We start from the raw sequence: 17,816 nt of genomic DNA, 5'->3' as shown, positions 1-17,816 counted from the left end.
AAAAGGAGGGATTGTGTAGATACTTATTTATAAGGTTTGCACAATATTGTTATGGATATAAATAAGCTTACAGTAAAGGCCCAGCAGTCAATAAATGAAGCACAACTTATAGCTGTAAGACATAATCATCAGCAAATAGATGTAATTCATTTGTTTTCAGCGCTGGTATTTGAAAAAGATGGATTGATTCCAAATATATTCGGAAAGATGTCTGTAGACGTAAAATCTCTTGTAAATGAAACAAAGAAGGTTCTGGATAAAATGCCGAAGGTATTGGGAGAAGGTGCAGAGAGCAGCTCTCTTTATGCTACCAGGAGGTTTGAAGATGTTTTTGTAAAGGCAGAGAGTATAGCTAAGAACTTTAAGGATTCCTATATAAGTGTAGAGCATTTAATGTTGAGCATTATGGAAATTCATTCTCGAGATGTGGATGAAATATTGCAAAAATTTAACATAACGAAAAATGCTTTTTTAGAAGCACTGTCTCAAGTTAGAGGAAATCAAAGAGTTGATACCCAGGATCCAGAGGGAACGTATGAGGCTTTAGTCAAATATGGAAGAAATTTAATTGAAGAGGCGAAAAAGAACAAACTGGATCCTGTTATAGGTAGAGATGACGAGATCAGAAGAGTGGTAAGAATACTTTCGAGAAGAACTAAGAATAATCCCGTACTCATAGGAGAACCGGGGGTTGGGAAAACTGCCATAGTGGAAGGACTGGCGGAGAGGATTATAAGAGGCGATATACCTGAGGGACTTAGAGATAAGATAATATTTTCACTTGATATGGGAGCACTGATTGCAGGAGCTAAATTCAGAGGTGAATTTGAGGAGAGATTAAAGGCTGTATTAAAAGAGGTACAGAAAAGTGAGGGAAAGATAATACTTTTTATAGATGAAATTCATACCATAGTTGGAGCTGGAAAAACGGAGGGGTCCATGGATGCAGGAAATCTTATAAAACCAATGCTTGCAAGAGGGGAGCTTCACTGCATAGGTGCCACTACTTTTGATGAGTATAGGAAATATATAGAAAAGGATAAAGCACTGGAGAGAAGATTCCAGCCGGTTGTAATAGATGAACCGACTGTGGAAGATTCTATTTCCATACTGAGGGGGCTTAAAGAAAAATTTGAAATATACCACGGCATAAGAATTCATGACTCTGCCATAGTGGCAGCGGCGAAACTTTCCAGCAGGTATATAACGGATAGGTATTTGCCAGACAAGGCTATAGATCTAATTGATGAAGCCTGCGCCATGATAAGGACTGAAATTGACAGCGTGCCTACTGAAATGGATGATGTGAGAAGGAAACTGTTTCAGTTGAAAATTGAAAGGGAGGCATTGTCAAAGGAAAAAGACAGCGCTTCTGTGGAAAGACTTAAAACAGTGGAGAAAGAATTAAATGATTTAAAAGACAAGGATAATGAACTGACAGCTAAATATGAGAAAGAAAAGTCCAATATAACTGAAGTGAGAAATTTAAAAAAGCAGCTGGATGTCGCGAGAGGCCAGATTGATAAAGCAGAGCGAGAATATGATTTAAATAAAGTTGCAGAATTAAAATATGGAGTCATACCTGAACTGGAAAGTAAAATAAAAGCTGAAGAGAATCTTATAAAAGAAAATAATGAAAGTGCTATGCTAAAAGAGGAAGTTACAGAAGAGGAGATATCACAGATAGTATCCAAATGGACGGGGATACCTGTATCCAGATTGGTAGAGGGAGAAAGACAAAAACTTGTTAAGCTGGAAGATGAACTTTCAAAAAGAGTCATAGGTCAGGAGGAAGCTGTTAAGGCGGTTTCTGATGCCGTAATAAGGGCAAGGGCAGGAATGAAGGATCCAAAGAGGCCCATAGGCTCATTTATATTCCTGGGACCTACAGGTGTAGGTAAGACGGAACTGGCCAAAACTCTTGCCAGGACTTTATTTGACAGTGAGGAGAATATAATCAGAATAGATATGTCGGAATATATGGAGAAGTATTCTGTTTCAAGGCTTATAGGAGCTCCTCCAGGATATGTGGGTTATGAAGAAGGAGGCCAGCTTACGGAAGCAGTTAGGAGAAAACCCTATAGTGTAATATTATTTGATGAAATAGAAAAGGCACACAACGATGTATTTAATATATTTCTTCAGATATTGGATGATGGAAGACTTACAGATAATCAGGGCAAGGTAGTGGATTTTAAAAACTGCATTATAATTATGACTTCCAACATAGGAAGCAGCTATCTTCTGGAAAATAAAAGTGCTGTGGGAATAGACAAAGATGTAAGAGACAGGGTAATGAATGACATGAAGTTGAAGTTTAAACCGGAATTTTTAAACAGACTGGACGATATAATAATGTTTAAACCATTGAATACAGAGGAAATCAAATCTATAATAGACATATTTTTAAAAGATATAGAAAATAGATTAAAAGATAAAAACATTTATATAGAGATAACTGACAGGGCAAAAAATATTATAGCAAAAGAAGGATACGATCCGGTTTATGGAGCCAGACCTTTGAAAAGGTACATGGAAAATGTTCTTGAAACTTCTATTGCCAAGAAAATAATCAAAGGTGATATTTATGAAGGCTGTAATATAAAAGTGGATTATAAAGACAAATTTGAAATAGAAAAAATATAGAAAATTTGTTAAAATTAAATATTTAATTAGGTGTTATTTTAATAAGTAAAAGGAAAAGTTAAATACTGCAGTCCGCCGCTACTGTATGGAGAATGAAACTTTATCATGTCACTGGATGTATTGTCTGGGAAGACTAAGGAGTAAGATGAATCTGAGCCAGGAAGCCTGCCTAATATATATGTTGATTCCTTCGGAGGAAAGGGAGATATATGTTATGGGGGGATGTTTTTTGAAACAGGATAATATATTTATTACAGGCTATGCAAAGCTTCCGAAGGGAATAACGGCAAGTCAGCTTTACGGTGGAGAAGTTGTTATAGGAGTTATTGTAAATAGGTATTCAGGAGAAATACAGGATATAGAGTGTTCTTTTGTCACTGACACCGCAAAAAAATATGCCAAAGAATTGTTAATAAGGAAAAATTTGAATGATATTGAAGGAATTGTGTCGGATATAGAAGATAATTATTTTGGAATGGCTAAAAAATCTTTTATAGCGGTATTGATAAATTGTTATGAAAGGTATAAAATGATAGTAAAGAAAGTAAAGAAAAAAAGTTAATAATATTGCCATTTTATTATGGTATGAAGGCTGAACCTTTATATAAAATTAATAAAAATAACGGCATGAGTACATTTTTCAATGCACTTATGCCGTTTTTTGTTTTTCTATTGTACATACCTAGATCAAAAAAGTCAGAATGTAAAGCATAAATTAAAAAATTTAATAAATAATATAATTATGCTAATTATTTAATAAAGAAGGGGATAGTATGATTACGGATAGAATAAAAAACAAAGAACTTTTAAAACGTATAGGGACACCAAACGATGCTGCCCAACTTATCAAAGACGGCATGACTGTCGGAACTAGTGGTTTTACGTTTTCAGGTTATCCTAAATCAGTGCCCATAGCACTGGCGAAGAGGGTAAAAGATGGTGAAAAAATTAAAATCAATTTGTACACAGGTGCCTCTGTAGGGGATGAACTGGATGGAGAACTGGCCAGAGCCGGCGCAATTAAAAAGAGATTTCCATATCAGACACACAAGGATGTAAGAAATGCCATCAATGCAGGTAAAATCGATTACGTAGATGCACATCTCAGTATGTCCCCACAGATGGTTGATTATGGTTTTATGGGCAAAATCGATGTAGCGATAGTTGAAGCTGTCGGTATAACTGAAGAGGGTTATATAATACCAACTACATCTGTAGGGAATTCACCTACATATGTTAAAAATGCAGATATTGTAATTGTGGAGATAAACGAAACTCAGCCCACTTCACTTATAGGAATACATGATATATATGTTCCTGAAAAACCGCCTTTTAGACAGCCGATACCTATAATTCATGCAGCAGACCGAATAGGGACAGATTATATAGTGGCAGATCCTAAAAAAATAAAATGTATAGTTTTCAGTGATATAAAAGATAATATAAGAACTGTGGCACCAATAAGTGAAACAAGCAGGAAGATGGCTGGGAATCTGATAGATTTTCTTGAAAATGAAGTCAAACAGGGAAGACTTCCTGAAAATTTGCTGCCACTTCAATCAGGAGTTGGTTCTGTTGCAAATGCAGTACTTGCAGGATTAAAAGAATCCAGATTTACTGGTCTGCAGGTATACACTGAAGTTGCACAGGATTCAGTATTTAATCTCATGGATGAAGGCAAGATTTCAGTGGCCTCAGCTACATCTGTCTCTTTCTCTGAGGAGGGACAAAAAAAATTCTATAAAAAAATTGATGAATACAGAAAGAAACTCATATTGAGGCCTCAGGAAATAAGCAACAATCCTGAAGTGATCAGAAGGCTTGGAGTAATAGCCATGAATACAGCTATAGAAGCGGATATATATGGAAATGTAAATTCAAGTCAGATAATGGGTTCCAGAATGATGAATGGAATAGGTGGTTCAGGAGATTTTACGAGGAGTTCATATATATCCATATTCACTACAGAGTCAATTGCTAAAAATGGTGAAATATCCTCAATAGTTCCAATGGTACCTCACTGTGATCATTCAGAACATGATGTAGATGTTATAGTTACAGAACAGGGAGTAGCTGATTTAAGAGGATTGTCACCAAAGGAAAAGGCAAAAGTCATAATAGAAAACTGCAGTCATCCTTATTATAGACCTTTCCTTAAAGATTATTTTAAGAGGGCAAGTCAAGGCAAAAATATTCATACGCCGGTTTTACTTAAAGAAGCGCTGTCATGGCACGAGAGATTTGAGGAAACTGGAAGCATGAAAATCAAGACTGATAAATCAAATTCAGAAGTATAGAGAAAGGGGTTAGAAAATGTTTAAGGAAGAAAAGATCAACGAAGTGAAGTCCGAAAAAGAAAAATGGGAGAGCGGAACTCTCGGAAAAGCTCTTAAAAGGTTTCCAGAAAGAAAAAAATCTTTTAAGACCACATCCGGCATAGAGGTGAAAAGACTTTATACACCGGAAGATGTGCAGGACATTGATTATAATGAAGAGCTTTCATTTCCGGGGGAATATCCTTATACAAGGGGCGTCCAGCCTACCATGTACAGGGGAAAACTCTGGACAATGAGACAGTATGCAGGTTTTGCCACTGCAGAAGAGTCAAATAAAAGGTATAAATATCTGCTTTCACAGGGCCAGACAGGACTTAGCGTGGCTTTCGACCTGCCTACGCAGATAGGTTACGACTCAGATCATGAACTGGCAGAAGGAGAAGTCGGCAAAGTTGGTGTTGCCATAGACTCACTTAAAGATATGGAAACGCTTTTTGACGGAATACCATTGGATAAGGTAAGTACTTCCATGACAATAAATGCTCCTGCTTCAATACTGCTTGCGATGTATATCGCCGTGGCGGAAAAACAGGGAGTAACTCCTGAAAAATTAAGGGGTACTATCCAGAACGATATTTTGAAAGAGTATGTGGCAAGGGGAACGTATATATTTCCGGTTCAGCCTTCCATGGGACTTATCACCCATATATTCGAATTCTGTTCCAAGAACCTTCCGAAGTGGAATACAATATCCATTTCAGGGTATCACATAAGGGAGGCAGGTTCTACGGCTGTGCAGGAAGTTGCATTTACAATTGCCGATGGAATTGCCTATGTGGAAGCTGCTATAAAAGCAGGACTTGATGTTGACCAGTTTGCACCAAGGCTGTCCTTCTTCTTCAATGCAAACAACGGATTGTTCCAGGAAGTTGCAAAATTCAGGGCGGCAAGAAGAATATGGGCAAAAGTCATGAAGGAGAGATTCCATGCAAGCAACCCCAAATCCCTGAAGCTCAGATTCCATACCCAGACAGGAGGGTGTACCCTTACAGCACAGCAGCCGGATAATAATGTAGTGAGAGTTACACTTCAGGCACTTTCGGCTGTACTTGGAGGAACCCAGTCCCTTCACACCAATTCAAAAGATGAGGCACTGGCACTTCCTACCCAGGATTCGGTAAGAGTTGCACTTAGGACACAGCAGATCATAGCTTATGAAAGCGGAGTGCCAGATACTATAGATCCTCTGGCAGGTTCCTATTATGTAGAAGCTCTGACGGATGAGACAGAGAAAAAGGCAATGGAATATATAAATAAGATAGATGAACTGGGCGGAGCGGCAAAGGCAATTGAAAAAGGCTATATACAAAAGGAGATAGAAGACAGTTCTTATGAGTACCAGAAGGAAGTAGAGTCAGGAGAACAGGTAGTTGTAGGAATGAACAAGTTCCAGATAGAAGAAGAACCACCAAAGGGACTTCTAAAAGTTGACCCTTCTGTAGGAGAGAGACAAAAGGAGAAATTGCAGCAGTTAAAGGCTGAAAGAGATTCAAAAGCTGTAGGCGAAAAACTTGGTTCACTTGAAAATGCAGCTAAAAAGGGAGATAACCTGATGCCTTTCATAATTGATGCCGTAAAACAATATGCTACCCTGGGTGAGATATGTGATGTCCTTAGGGGAGTATTTGGAGAATATAAATAAATTAAAAAGTGAGGGGAGATTTTAGATATGGATAGACCAATAAGAGTTCTAGTGGCAAAACCGGGGTTAGACGGACATGACAGGGGAGCTAAAGTAATAGCAAGGGCACTGAGAGATGCCGGAATGGAGGTTATATATACGGGACTCAGGCAGACGCCAAACCAGATTGCAGAAGCAGCAGTACAGGAAGATGTGGACTGTGTTGCAATGAGCATACTGTCTGGGGCACATAATACTCTGTTTCCCAAGGTAGTAAACCTGCTCAAGGAAAAGGGTGCGGAAGATGTTCTTGTCATAGGAGGTGGAGTCATACCTGAAGAGGATATACCGGGGCTGAAGAAGGCAGGAGTAAAAGCCATCTTTACACCGGGGACAAAGACCTCCGACACAGTCGATTTTATTAGAAAAAATGTTGAGTTGAACTAAGCTAAAGGGTGAGTATGATGGATATTGAAGATATTAAAAGGGGCATTATGGGCGGCAAAAAAAGAGCTGCTGCAAAATTAATAACCATGATGGAAAATGAAGACACCAGATCTCTTGAACTCATGAAAGATCTATACCATCTAACCGGGAAGGCCAGGGTAATAGGAATAACCGGCCCTCCAGGAGCTGGCAAGAGTACCGTGACAGATCAGATAGCAAAACTTATCAGGAAACAGGGTAAAAAAGTAGGGGTCATAGCTGTTGATCCTACGAGCCCTTTTTCACATGGAGCGATACTTGGAGACAGGGTCAGAATGAATGATCTCAATACCGATGAAGGGGTATTTATAAGAAGCATGGGTACAAGAGGTGCTCTGGGAGGACTTTCCGACGCTGTATATGGAACTGTAAATATTCTGGATATTTTTGGTATGGACTATATATTTATTGAAACTGTCGGTGTAGGGCAGTCTGAAGTGGATATAGTCAAAGTAGCCGATGTCGTAGTTATGGTAATGGTTCCAGGTCTGGGAGACGACATACAGACAATGAAAGCAGGAATAATGGAAATAGGAGATATATTTGCAGTCAACAAGTCGGATAAGGAGGGGGCTCAGCGTACAGCAGCAGAGATAGAGGCCATGCTGAGCTTCAATGACAAAGGGGAGAAGCTGCCTCCAGTACTGAACATAACTGCAAAAGACAATACTGGAATTGACAGATTGCTTTCAGCTATAAATGAATGTTATGACAGTATGGCGTCGGAGGGAGTACTGGAAGAGAGAAGAAAGTCAAAATTAAAAGACAAGATAATTTCTATATTGAAAAACAACCTGGTAAGATCCGCTTTAAAACTGGATTATAAAACGGGCATGCTGAAAAGACTTGTGGAGGACGTCTTTAATAAAAAGATTGATCCTTACACTGCATCCGATACACTATATAAAAATTTTAAAATGGGAGATGAAGAATGACATGAGTATTGATTTGAAAAAAATAGACCATGTTGGAATTGCCGTAAAGAGCATTGAGGAATCCTTGAAATTTTATGAGGGTGTTCTGGGACTTAAATGCAAGGGAACCGAGGAAGTAAAATCTCAGAAAGTAATAACAGCCTTTGTACCTATTGGAGAGAGTGAGTTTGAGCTTCTGGAACCTACGAGCGACGACAGTCCCATAGCAAAGTTTATTGCAAAAAAGAGAGAGGGAATACAGCATATTGCAGTCAGAGTGGATGATGTGGAGGCAGCTCTGGAAGAGCTCAAAAAACAGGGCATGAGACTCATAGATGAAAAGCCCAGAGATGGTGCAGGCGGTGCAAAAATTGCCTTCGTGCATCCAAAGAGTACAAATGGTGTACTTTTGGAACTCTGCCAGAAATAATAATTTTGTCTATTAAGGAGAGAGGAATATGAGCAAGATTGACAAACTTATAGAGGATAAGAAAAAAATTGAAAAAGGCGGAGGCCAGGCCAGAATCGACAAACAGCATAAAAAGGGAAAGATGTTTGCCAGGGAGAGAATAAAATATCTGCTGGATGAAGGCAGTTTTGTCGAGGTGGGAGTATTTGTAAGCCACAGGTGTACTAATTTTGGAATGGAAAAGGTTGAAATACCTGATGAAGGCGTGGTAACTGGATACGGCACCATAGATGGAAGGCTTGTTTATGTATATGCACAGGACTTTACTTCCACAGGCGGGGCGCTTGGAGAAATGCATGCTAAAAAGATATGCGACATAATGGATCTTGCTGTGAAGACAGGAGCACCTGTAATAGGAATAAACGATTCAGGTGGAGCAAGGATTCAGGAGGGAGTAGATGCACTGGCAGGATATGGTGGAATATTCTACAGGAATACAAAGGCGTCAGGTGTAATACCACAGATATCCATGATAATGGGGCCTTGTGCCGGTGGGGCAGTGTATTCACCAGCACTTACAGATTTTATATTCATGGTTGACAATACCAGTCAGATGTTCATAACAGGTCCAAAGGTTTTAAAGACAGTTACAGGAGAAGATGTGACCGTAGAGGAATTGGGCGGTGCAGGAACTCACAGCACAAAGTCGGGAGTTGCACATTTTGAGGCTGCGGATGAAAAAACTTCTCTGGATCAGGTAAAAAAACTACTGTCCTATTTGCCTTCAAATAATATGGAAAGTGCTCCGGAATTTCAGTCAGAGGATGATTTAAACAGAATTATTCCTGAACTTGATTCTATAATTCCTGACAATCCCAATAAGCCTTATGACATGAAGGATATAATAAACAGGGTAGTTGACGGAAACAGCTTTTTTGAAATACAGGAAAGATATGCCCAGAATATTATAATAGGTTTTGGAAGAATGAATGGAAAAAGCATAGGGATAATAGCCAATCAGCCTAAAGTACTGGCAGGATGCCTTGATATAAATGCTTCAGATAAGGCAGCTAGATTTATAAGAACTTGTGATGCTTTCAATATTCCACTTTTGAATATAGTTGATGTACCTGGGTTCCTGCCCGGCAAAAACCAGGAGCACGGTGGAATAATAAGACATGGGGCCAAATTGCTCTATGCATATTCTGAAGCCACTGTTCCCAAGGTAACCATGATTGTCAGGAAAGCTTATGGAGGCTCATATCTGGCGATGTGCAGCAGGGATCTGGGAGCGGATGTAGTGTATGCTTGGCCATCAGCAGAAATAGCCGTAATGGGACCTGATGGTGCAGCAAATATTGTATTTAAAAAGCAGATCAAAGCTGCAGCAGATCCAGAAGCCGAAAGGCGTGCGAGAGTGCAGGAATACAAGGATGATTTTGCAAATCCCTATATGGCGGCAAAGAGGGGATATGTGGATGATATAATAGTACCGTCAGAGTCCAGGCAGAGGCTGGCAGCAGCCTTTGAAATGTTAAAGGAGAAGAGGGAAAGCAACCCTCCAAAAAAACATGGCAATATACCTGTGTAAAAAGAGGTATGCAGAGGAGGTTTTGTATGTCTGATTTATTGATTCTAATAGCTGCAGTTGCTTGTATGATGCTGTTGTTTAAGTTAACTCCCCCGCCCTATAAGCCGTCAGAAGACAACAATGCTGAAATCAAGAATACAGCTGAATTTAAAAAACAGAGAGTCTTAGTAAAAGAAGAGAATGACGGGGAAGACGAAGAAGAGCTGGTAGCTGTCATAACTGCTGCAGCTGCAGCAGTTATGGGAGTCTCAACTTCCCGCGTACTTATAAGAACTATAAAAAGAACAGCACCAGCAGCTTCACCCTGGACTACTGCAGGGCGTCGGGAACAGATGAAGGCATTTAATCGCAACAAGATGTCTAAAATAAATGAAGGGACTAATTTGTAAGGAGAATGAATTATGAGAAAATTTAACATTACTGTGAATGGAAAATCATATGAAGTTGAAGTAGATGAGATAACTGAAAGTTCGTCCAGCACTTATCAGGCACCAGCAGCACCGGCATCTGCACCAAAAGCAGCACCAGCACCAAAAGCAGCACCGGCACCTGAAAAGGCCGCACCTGCGAAAAAAACCCCGTCAGTAGTAAGCGGCGGGGAGACAGTTACAAGCCCTATGCCGGGAACAGTGCTGGATGTAAAGATAAAAGAAGGGGACACAGTTAAAAAGGATGATGTCCTCTTTATACTGGAAGCCATGAAAATGCAGAATGAGATAAGGGCTTCAAAAGGTGGAACTGTAGCGCAGATAGTAGTTTCAAAAGGAACCTCGGTAAATACAGGAGATACTCTGGCAGTATTGAAATAGCACCTTTATTGGCAATATCTGATTATAGTTTAAATTTGAAGTAGGGAGGTAGAAAGATGATAGCGGATTCTGTTTCAGGTGCAGTTCTTATTTCCATAATAGATATGATACTGCTGCTTTTTTTCCTGTATGTTATAGGTTTGATTTTAAGATTACTCCCAATGGTCAATAAAATTCATTTGAAATCTCATGGGAGGGAAAAACATGATAATACTTAATGCACTTAATTCGATGTGGCATTCAACGTCTTTGATAAACTTATCGATTGGAAATATATTTTTGATTATTCTGGGCATAGTGTTTATTTACCTTGCCATAGTTAAAAAATATGAACCTTTTTTACTTGTGGGAATAGGCTTTGGATGCATAGTTGCAAATATACCTGGCAATGAACTTATTAAACCGGGAGGACTTTTCAGTTATTTTTACTTAGGAGTTCAAAAGGTTGTTTTTCCACCTTTGATATTTCTTGGGGTGGGTGCCATGACGGATTTTGGGCCCATGATTGCAAACCCGAGTCTCATGGTACTGGGTGCATTTGCCCATGTGGGAATATTTATAGCAATCATTGGAGCTAAAGTACTCAACTTTACATTGGCTGAATCAGGTGCTATAGGAATAATAGGCGGAGCAGACGGCCCCATGGCCATATATGTTACGCAGACACTGGCGCCTCACCTGATGGCACAGATTTCTGTAGCAGCCTATTCTTATATGGCACTTATGCCCCTTATACAGCCGCCAATTATGAAATGGCTCACAACTCATGAGGAAAGAAATATAATGATGAAGCAGTCAAGAGCAGTAACTAAAAGGGAAAAGATTTGTTTCCCGATACTTATAACAGTAATAATTGATTTATTGCTTCCTCCGATTGCACCACTTATAACCATGCTGATGCTTGGAAATTTATTTAAGGAATGTGGAGTTGTAGACAGACTTGCCAAAACTGCCAGCAATTCATTTATGAATATAATTACCATAATGCTGACATTGTCTATAGGTTCAAGAATGGGAGCAGATACTTTTCTTACAGTTAAGACACTTGAGATAATAGTACTTGGACTTATAGCTTTTATGACAGGTACTGCAGGAGGTATCTGGGGAGGAAAGATCCTGTGCAGACTGTCACATGGAAAGATAAATCCTCTTGTTGGCTCTGCAGGTATAGCTTCAGTTCCAATTGCAGCCAGAGTTTCACACAATGTGGCACTGCAGGAAAATAAATATAATTTCCTCATAATGCATGCAATGGGTCCCAACCTGGCCGGTGTATTTGGAACTGCCATAGCGGGTGGAATACTTATAACTTTGATTCCCCATTAAAATTTATATTAGTACCCGTACTTATTAAATATAAAATATAGTACGGGTTTCAATTAAAATTATATTTATAAACATTAGGTAAATAGTAAGATGTTAACAGAACGTGATTTTTAAAATGTAAAATCATAACTTCTAAAAAATTTACAGTTACACACACATCTATATTATAACAGATTCTTTATCAAATGGTAATTCAGACTTTGCAGAAACCGTTTTAACAATATAATGCTAAATTTCTCAGCAACTGCTGAAATACGTTTATTACAATTATAAATTATGTAATGATAAAAATTGACAGCGATGATTCTGTAATTAAATAACCAAAGTAGTAAGAATATTCATGATATTAAATTGCGATAACTGTCAATTTTCATGAAGCATATAGTATTCACAATGCGGGATTAGATTAACGGAAACAGGGTTATTACCAATATATTTGGGGAGGGATTAAAAGTGAAAAAAGGATATATATTTATTATTTTAACTGCCATTTTCTACAGTACGGCTGAAGTTGCAGGAAGAATTCTCGCACAGTTAGGCAACATGGATCCATTTCAGGTTATGTTCATTGCCTTCTTGATAGGTGCAATAATACTGTGTCCTCTAGCTACCAAAGATATTAAAGCTAAAAAATTGAAGATAAAAGCTGATGATCTAAGGTATTTTGCTATCTGTGGTATATCTGCAGTTACCGTATCTATGGTACTGCTTCAGTTTGCAGTTACTTATACCAAAGCATCTACTGCGGCAGTTCTGTATTGCCTGAATGCGGTATTTTCAATACCATTTGCATATTTCATGTTAAAGGAAAAGATCACAAAAGGAACCTTCATATCCATGCTAGTGTCCCTGGTTGGAGCTGTTATAATACTCAACCCATCAGAAATCATAAACGGCATTGGAAATCCCAGGGATATCATAGGTATGCTCTTTGCACTTGGCTCTGCGGTGAGCTGGTCTTTCTACACGGTATACAGCAAAAAGAGGGTTGCCATATACGGAGGATATGTTTCCAATTTCTTTGGCTTTAGTTTTGGAGTGCTGGCACTGTTGATTATTCTCATAGCAACCGGCAGACCAATTTTTTCAGGAATAACACTGCAGAATATACTGGTGCTATTGTATATGGGTATTTTCATAAAAGCAATTGGCTATATATGCTATATGGGTGCAATAAGGGAGACATCAGCTATAACTGCATCTATGGTATTTTTAATAAAACCTGCACTTGCCACTATTTTTGCCATACTTATACTAGGTGAAAGTATAAAGACGAATATGGTCATAGGTATAATATGTATAATTGCTGGTTCTTATTTTAAAATTAGCTCCAGTAAAAAGGAAAGCGGCAGTTCAACCCAAAAAGTTTAGATGATGATTTTAGCTAAAAAGAGCAGCGAAGATTATTGTAATCAATAATCAGGTGACTCTAAATATAAAATAAGAAAGATCTTATTTTTTAAATAAGATCTTTCTTATTTTTAGTTTCACGTTTTATTATGAAATTTCTAGCAGCTATTTCAAATTTATCATTTAAAGGCTCTAATTCTACATTTTTATATTTTTGTGAAAGAGCTGTGTATATAAGCCTATCTGCTAATTCAGGATTTTTGGAAAGCAGGGAGCCGTGAAAATAAGTGCATAGGCAATTTTTGTAAACGCACCCTTCCAAGCCGTCTTCTCCATTGTTTCCATATCCCACGATCACTTTCCCAAAAGGTTCCAGATCATTTATATAAGTTCTTCCAGAATGATTTTCAAACCCCACATAGGTTTCATTAAACTTTTTATTGTATATTACAGTATTCCCGATGAATCTTTTATTTCCACCTTCTGTATATATATTTAACACGTCAAGACCGGGAAGTTTTTCGCCATCTGGAGTACAGTAATATTTGCCTAAAAGTTGATAACCACCGCAAATCGATAAGAATACTTTTCCGCTTTTAATGTATTTTACTATGCCATCTTTTTTATTTTGAATTAAATCCTCTGATACAATAGACTGTTCATAATCCTGTCCGCCGCCGAAGAAAGTTATGTCGTAAATGGAATCATCAAAGGTATCGCCTAGAGACACGTTGAATATATTTACAGATAGTCCTCTCTGCTGAGCTCTGTATTTTAGAATACGAATATTTCCCAAGTCACCATATACATTTAACAGATCGGGATACAAATGGCATATGTTAAGTTCCATTTTATACTACACCTCCCATTGGTTTAAATAAATCACCATAACTTTTTAATATAGCCCTTAGAATTGAGAAATTTTCTTAAATCTATCATAGCTGTATAAGTAGCCAATATGTACACAGTATCTGATTTGCAGCTTTTTATTTCCTCAACTAATTTTTCATAAGTTTTACAAATTACAAAATTTTTTTCAGGCAGTCCTGCAATTTTTAATCTAACAGCCATATCATAGAGTCTTATGCCCGATATCATTATTTTATCTATATTGAGAGAAGACAATTTTTCAAAATTTACATCCCATATCCAGGATACATCTCTTCCATCAGCGTAATTATCATTTAAAAGTACCGCTAAATTAAAAGTATTATTGTCGAGACTGATGGTATTTATAGCCTGATCATAACCAGCAGGATTTTTCACCAAAATTATTTTTACTTCTTTAGTACCTATGTTTATGCTTTCCTGTCTTCCAAAAGCACTTTGCTGTTCTTTAAATGAATTATATATATGAGAAGTGGATATTCCACAAATCCTAGTTACAGAGTAGGCACATAGGGCATTATATATATTATATACGCCTGGTTGATTTATGTAGTACTTTTCACCATTTATCACTACTAAGGATTTCTCCGGGGTTTGAATTTCTATCTTCTCTAGGATGTAGTCTAAGTTAGGTCTTTTATAGCCGCAGTTTTTACAATAATAATCACCTAAATGGCTGTATGTGATAAAATTATATTCATAGGGGCTCTTGCACTTCTTACAGAACTTAGCATCAGCATTGACGTCTACTTTTCTGCTCCCCGTGGGGGAACAGTTAAATCCATAATAAATAGTTCTGTTAGGCAAGTTCAAATCCCCAAGCAGTGATTCATCACCGTTTAAGACTAAATTTGAAAGAGGGGCTTTTTTAATACCCTGAAGAATTTTGTTCAAAGTAGTATAAACTTCTCCATATCTATCCAGCTGATCTCTAAATAAATTGGTAACAGCTATAATCTCTGGAGTTATATAGTCAGTAAAAAAAGATACATTTGCTTCATCACATTCTATAACCGCATAACTTGTTTCACAACATTTTTTAAATGAATAATTTTCTACAAAGCAAGAAACTATTCCAGTTATCATATTAGCTCCTGTACTATTGGTTATCACACGCTTGCCAGCATCTTTTAATATGTTGTATATCATACTTGTAGTAGTGGTTTTCCCATTTGTACCGGTTATAAGTATAACTTTGTAATTCTTGCATATGACTTTTAAGATGTTTTTATCTAATTTTAATGCTACTTTTCCAGGAAAATTACTTCCACCTTTAAATAAAATTTTTGATAATTTTATTATAGCTTTGGAAATAACAATGCTAAAAAAAGACTTTATATTAATTTTTCACACCACCTTCCTTGATACAAATTAACTCCTAAATATTATAATACAATACAGTGGTTTTTACATTATAAAAATAAAAAAAATGGTTTATAAATTATATATAAAAGATAGAAATATTAGAAAATAGAAGCTTATAATTCACAAATAAGAAATTTATTATTCATGATATAATATATCATATATAAAAGTAGAATAGCATAATAATATTTAATTATAAATGAAGAATATGTTATTGCAAGCATTAATCCAAAAACCATAGATAATAAAAAATTAATAATTTTTTTGTTGCATTTTTCTATAAATAGTATAATATATAATTATAAGATTGTTTGGGGGGAAGGAACATGAATGGTGACTTGACATATTTGAATATTGAGGGATATAAAAATGTGTATAGAAATTTATCACCGGCTCAGTTGGTAGAGTTTTCAATTAAAAGAGGTGAAGGGCTTTTATCCGACAAGGGGGCATTGGTAATTAACACGGGAAAATATACAGGCAGATCTCCTAAGGATAGATTCATAGTTAAACAGAAAAGTATAGAAGACAAAATAAACTGGGGAAACTCAAATTTGCCTGTAGAGGAGAAAGTATTTGATAAATTATATGAAAAGGTTCTAGATTATTTAAAGGGAAAAGATATATTTGTATTTGATGGATTTGTGGGGGCATTAGAGGAATATTCTATGCCTATAAAAGTTATATGTGAAAATGCATCACAGGCGTTATTCAGCACCAACATGTTTAGAAGGCCGAGCCCTGATAAGCTAAAAAACTTTCAGCCGGAATTCAATGTTATAGCTGCACCTGGATTTAAAGGTGAGGGTATAAAGGATGGAATTAATTCAGAAGCATTCATACTTATCAATTTTGATAGAAAAATTATATTGATAGGTGGAACTCATTATTGCGGTGAAATAAAAAAATCTGTATTTTCGGTAATGAATTTTCTATTACCCCAAAAAGGAGTCATGCCTATGCATTGTTCGGCAAATGTAGGTGGAGATGGGAAAACTTCTTTATTCTTCGGACTTTCGGGAACTGGAAAGACCACATTATCTGCAGATGGTCAGAGAAAATTAATTGGTGACGATGAACATGGATGGTGCGATAAGGGTGTATTTAATTTTGAAGGTGGATGTTATGCCAAAACTATAAGGCTTGATAGACAAAAAGAACATGAGATATATGAGGCCATAAAATTTGGTACTGTTCTTGAAAATGTAGTGACAGATGAATATAGAGTTCCTGATTATAATGACAATAGATATACGGAAAATACACGAGCAGCATATCCTGTTGAATATATAGACAATATAGAGGAAAGCGGAGTGGGGGGAAATCCGCAGACTGTAATATTCTTAACTGCAGATGCTTATGGAGTAATGCCTCCTATATCCAAATTATCTAAGGAAGCAGCTATGTATCATTTTATGTCAGGTTATACCAGCAAAGTATCGGGAACGGAAAGAGGTATAACTGATCCTGAAACAACATTTTCAGCATGCTTTGGAGAACCCTTTATGTTGATGAATCCCATAGTTTATGCTAAATTGCTAGGTGAAAAAATAGATAAATATGATGCAGAAGTGTATTTGGTGAACACAGGCTGGATAGGTGGCGGATATGGAGTTGGAAACAGAATAGATCTGCCATATACGAGGGCGATGGTAAGAGCAGCTCTGGAGGGTAAGCTTAGAAATGTGAATTTTATAGAACATCCTGTGTTTAAGGTGATGATGCCTACACAATGTCCTGGGGTTCCAGATAAAATATTGAATCCAAGGAATATGTGGGAAGATAAAAAAGCCTATGATTCCAAAGCACAGGAATTATCTGTAAAGTTCTATAATAATTTTAAAAGATTTGATGGAATTTCACAAAATATAATCAATGCTGGACCAAAAATCAGATCTTTAAGTCATATATAATATTTTACAAGTCTGTTCGTATTATAATAGTATTTTAACCACCAGGAGTAAATTGTAATTTACTGTTGGCGGTTAATTTTTTTATATGCAATCGTTATGTTAAATGTAAGAGTAGACATGGATGTCTAATAAAATTATAATAGAGGATATGTAGATTTATAG

16 protein-coding genes and 1 riboswitch are annotated in these 17,816 nt (G+C 37.0%); of the genes, 14 read left to right on the top strand and 2 right to left on the bottom strand.

Annotation, left to right across the window (positions count from 1 at the left end; all coding sequences use genetic code 11):
- Window positions 1–51 precede the first annotated feature (51 nt).
- The 13 genes from clpB (at window position 52) to ACFHWD_RS00235 (ending at window position 13,509) form a co-directional block, all read left to right on the top strand.
- The gene (gene clpB / locus ACFHWD_RS00295) at window positions 52–2,646 is read left to right on the top strand and encodes an ATP-dependent chaperone ClpB (protein ID WP_378059766.1); all 2,595 of its coding nucleotides are present in this window, start codon (window positions 52–54) and stop codon (window positions 2,644–2,646) included.
- Window positions 2,647–2,657: 11 nt separating this feature from the next.
- Window positions 2,658–2,834: riboswitch (cobalamin riboswitch) on the top strand.
- A 41-nt stretch (window positions 2,835–2,875) separates the two neighbouring features.
- Entirely contained in the window at window positions 2,876–3,208 is a 333-nt protein-coding gene (locus ACFHWD_RS00290) for a DUF3870 domain-containing protein (RefSeq protein WP_378059764.1), read from the top strand.
- A gap of 211 nt (window positions 3,209–3,419) precedes the next feature.
- Window positions 3,420–4,943, top strand: coding sequence for an acetyl-CoA hydrolase/transferase family protein (locus tag ACFHWD_RS00285; RefSeq protein ID WP_378059762.1), 1,524 nt, complete (start codon window positions 3,420–3,422; stop codon window positions 4,941–4,943).
- Window positions 4,944–4,959: 16 nt separating this feature from the next.
- Window positions 4,960–6,624, top strand: a complete 1,665-nt coding sequence (locus ACFHWD_RS00280) for a methylmalonyl-CoA mutase (RefSeq protein ID WP_378059760.1) — start codon at window positions 4,960–4,962, stop codon at window positions 6,622–6,624.
- 27 nt (window positions 6,625–6,651) lie between these two features.
- Window positions 6,652–7,050, top strand: a complete 399-nt coding sequence (locus ACFHWD_RS00275; RefSeq protein ID WP_378059758.1) for a cobalamin B12-binding domain-containing protein — start codon at window positions 6,652–6,654, stop codon at window positions 7,048–7,050.
- A gap of 17 nt (window positions 7,051–7,067) precedes the next feature.
- A complete protein-coding gene (gene meaB, locus ACFHWD_RS00270; protein WP_378059756.1) occupies window positions 7,068–8,024 on the top strand; it encodes a methylmalonyl Co-A mutase-associated GTPase MeaB in 957 nt (318 codons plus the stop codon).
- A 1-nt stretch (window position 8,025) separates the two neighbouring features.
- Window positions 8,026–8,433, top strand: a complete 408-nt coding sequence (gene mce / locus ACFHWD_RS00265) for a methylmalonyl-CoA epimerase (protein WP_150358038.1) — start codon at window positions 8,026–8,028, stop codon at window positions 8,431–8,433.
- Window positions 8,434–8,461: 28 nt separating this feature from the next.
- Window positions 8,462–10,003, top strand: coding sequence for an acyl-CoA carboxylase subunit beta (locus ACFHWD_RS00260; RefSeq protein ID WP_378059753.1), 1,542 nt, complete (start codon window positions 8,462–8,464; stop codon window positions 10,001–10,003).
- Window positions 10,004–10,029: 26 nt separating this feature from the next.
- Window positions 10,030–10,392 carry an OadG family transporter subunit gene (locus ACFHWD_RS00255; protein WP_378059751.1) on the top strand — a complete coding sequence of 121 codons (363 nt, stop codon included), beginning with the start codon at window positions 10,030–10,032 and terminating at the stop codon, window positions 10,390–10,392.
- Window positions 10,393–10,404: 12 nt separating this feature from the next.
- Window positions 10,405–10,812, top strand: coding sequence for a biotin/lipoyl-containing protein (locus ACFHWD_RS00250; protein WP_378059749.1), 408 nt, complete (start codon window positions 10,405–10,407; stop codon window positions 10,810–10,812).
- Window positions 10,813–10,868: 56 nt separating this feature from the next.
- The gene (locus ACFHWD_RS00245) at window positions 10,869–11,030 is read left to right on the top strand and encodes a hypothetical protein (protein WP_179977896.1); all 162 of its coding nucleotides are present in this window, start codon (window positions 10,869–10,871) and stop codon (window positions 11,028–11,030) included.
- The gene (locus ACFHWD_RS00240) at window positions 11,017–12,138 is read left to right on the top strand and encodes a sodium ion-translocating decarboxylase subunit beta (protein WP_378059747.1); all 1,122 of its coding nucleotides are present in this window, start codon (window positions 11,017–11,019) and stop codon (window positions 12,136–12,138) included. Before ACFHWD_RS00245 ends, ACFHWD_RS00240 begins: the two co-directional genes overlap by 14 nt.
- A 453-nt stretch (window positions 12,139–12,591) precedes the next feature.
- Entirely contained in the window at window positions 12,592–13,509 is a 918-nt protein-coding gene (locus tag ACFHWD_RS00235) for a DMT family transporter (protein ID WP_378059745.1), read from the top strand.
- An 88-nt stretch (window positions 13,510–13,597) separates the two neighbouring features.
- On the opposite strand, the gene ACFHWD_RS00230 is transcribed toward ACFHWD_RS00235, so the two are convergent.
- Together ACFHWD_RS00230 and ACFHWD_RS00225 are read right to left on the bottom strand one after the other, a co-directional pair.
- Window positions 13,598–14,338: a type 1 glutamine amidotransferase gene (locus ACFHWD_RS00230; RefSeq protein ID WP_378059743.1), complete on the bottom strand. Its 741-nt coding sequence runs from the start codon at window positions 14,336–14,338 to the stop codon at window positions 13,598–13,600.
- A 32-nt stretch (window positions 14,339–14,370) separates the two neighbouring features.
- On the bottom strand, window positions 14,371–15,720 hold the full coding sequence (locus ACFHWD_RS00225; protein WP_378059991.1) for a MurT ligase domain-containing protein: 1,350 nt from the start codon (window positions 15,718–15,720) through the stop codon (window positions 14,371–14,373).
- A 347-nt stretch (window positions 15,721–16,067) separates the two neighbouring features.
- Here ACFHWD_RS00225 and pckA point away from each other — a divergent pair, with 347 nt between their 5' ends.
- On the top strand, window positions 16,068–17,654 hold the full coding sequence (gene pckA / locus ACFHWD_RS00220) for a phosphoenolpyruvate carboxykinase (ATP) (protein ID WP_150358327.1): 1,587 nt from the start codon (window positions 16,068–16,070) through the stop codon (window positions 17,652–17,654).
- Window positions 17,655–17,816: the final 162 nt, after the last annotated feature.

The sequence above is a fragment of the Clostridium sp. MT-14 genome, assembly GCF_042436595.1.
GTDB lineage: Bacteria > Bacillota > Clostridia > Clostridiales > Clostridiaceae > Clostridium_B > Clostridium_B aromativorans.
This window is presented reverse-complemented; position numbering and strand designations above follow the sequence as displayed.

Bases quoted from the DNA above. Each gene is read 5' to 3' on its own strand.
- clpB (WP_378059766.1), top strand. From the start codon at position 52: ATGGATATAAATAAGCTTACAGTAAAGGCCCAGCAGTCAATAAATGAA.
- ACFHWD_RS00285 (WP_378059762.1), top strand. From the start codon at position 3,420: ATGATTACGGATAGAATAAAAAACAAAGAACTTTTAAAACGTATAGGG.
- ACFHWD_RS00280 (WP_378059760.1), top strand. From the start codon at position 4,960: ATGTTTAAGGAAGAAAAGATCAACGAAGTGAAGTCCGAAAAAGAAAAA.
- ACFHWD_RS00275 (WP_378059758.1), top strand. From the start codon at position 6,652: ATGGATAGACCAATAAGAGTTCTAGTGGCAAAACCGGGGTTAGACGGA.
- meaB (WP_378059756.1), top strand. From the start codon at position 7,068: ATGGATATTGAAGATATTAAAAGGGGCATTATGGGCGGCAAAAAAAGA.
- mce (WP_150358038.1), top strand. From the start codon at position 8,026: ATGAGTATTGATTTGAAAAAAATAGACCATGTTGGAATTGCCGTAAAG.
- ACFHWD_RS00260 (WP_378059753.1), top strand. From the start codon at position 8,462: ATGAGCAAGATTGACAAACTTATAGAGGATAAGAAAAAAATTGAAAAA.
- ACFHWD_RS00255 (WP_378059751.1), top strand. From the start codon at position 10,030: ATGTCTGATTTATTGATTCTAATAGCTGCAGTTGCTTGTATGATGCTG.
- ACFHWD_RS00250 (WP_378059749.1), top strand. From the start codon at position 10,405: ATGAGAAAATTTAACATTACTGTGAATGGAAAATCATATGAAGTTGAA.
- ACFHWD_RS00245 (WP_179977896.1), top strand. From the start codon at position 10,869: ATGATAGCGGATTCTGTTTCAGGTGCAGTTCTTATTTCCATAATAGAT.
- ACFHWD_RS00240 (WP_378059747.1), top strand. From the start codon at position 11,017: ATGATAATACTTAATGCACTTAATTCGATGTGGCATTCAACGTCTTTG.
- ACFHWD_RS00230 (WP_378059743.1), bottom strand. From the start codon at position 14,338: ATGGAACTTAACATATGCCATTTGTATCCCGATCTGTTAAATGTATAT.
- pckA (WP_150358327.1), top strand. From the start codon at position 16,068: ATGAATGGTGACTTGACATATTTGAATATTGAGGGATATAAAAATGTG.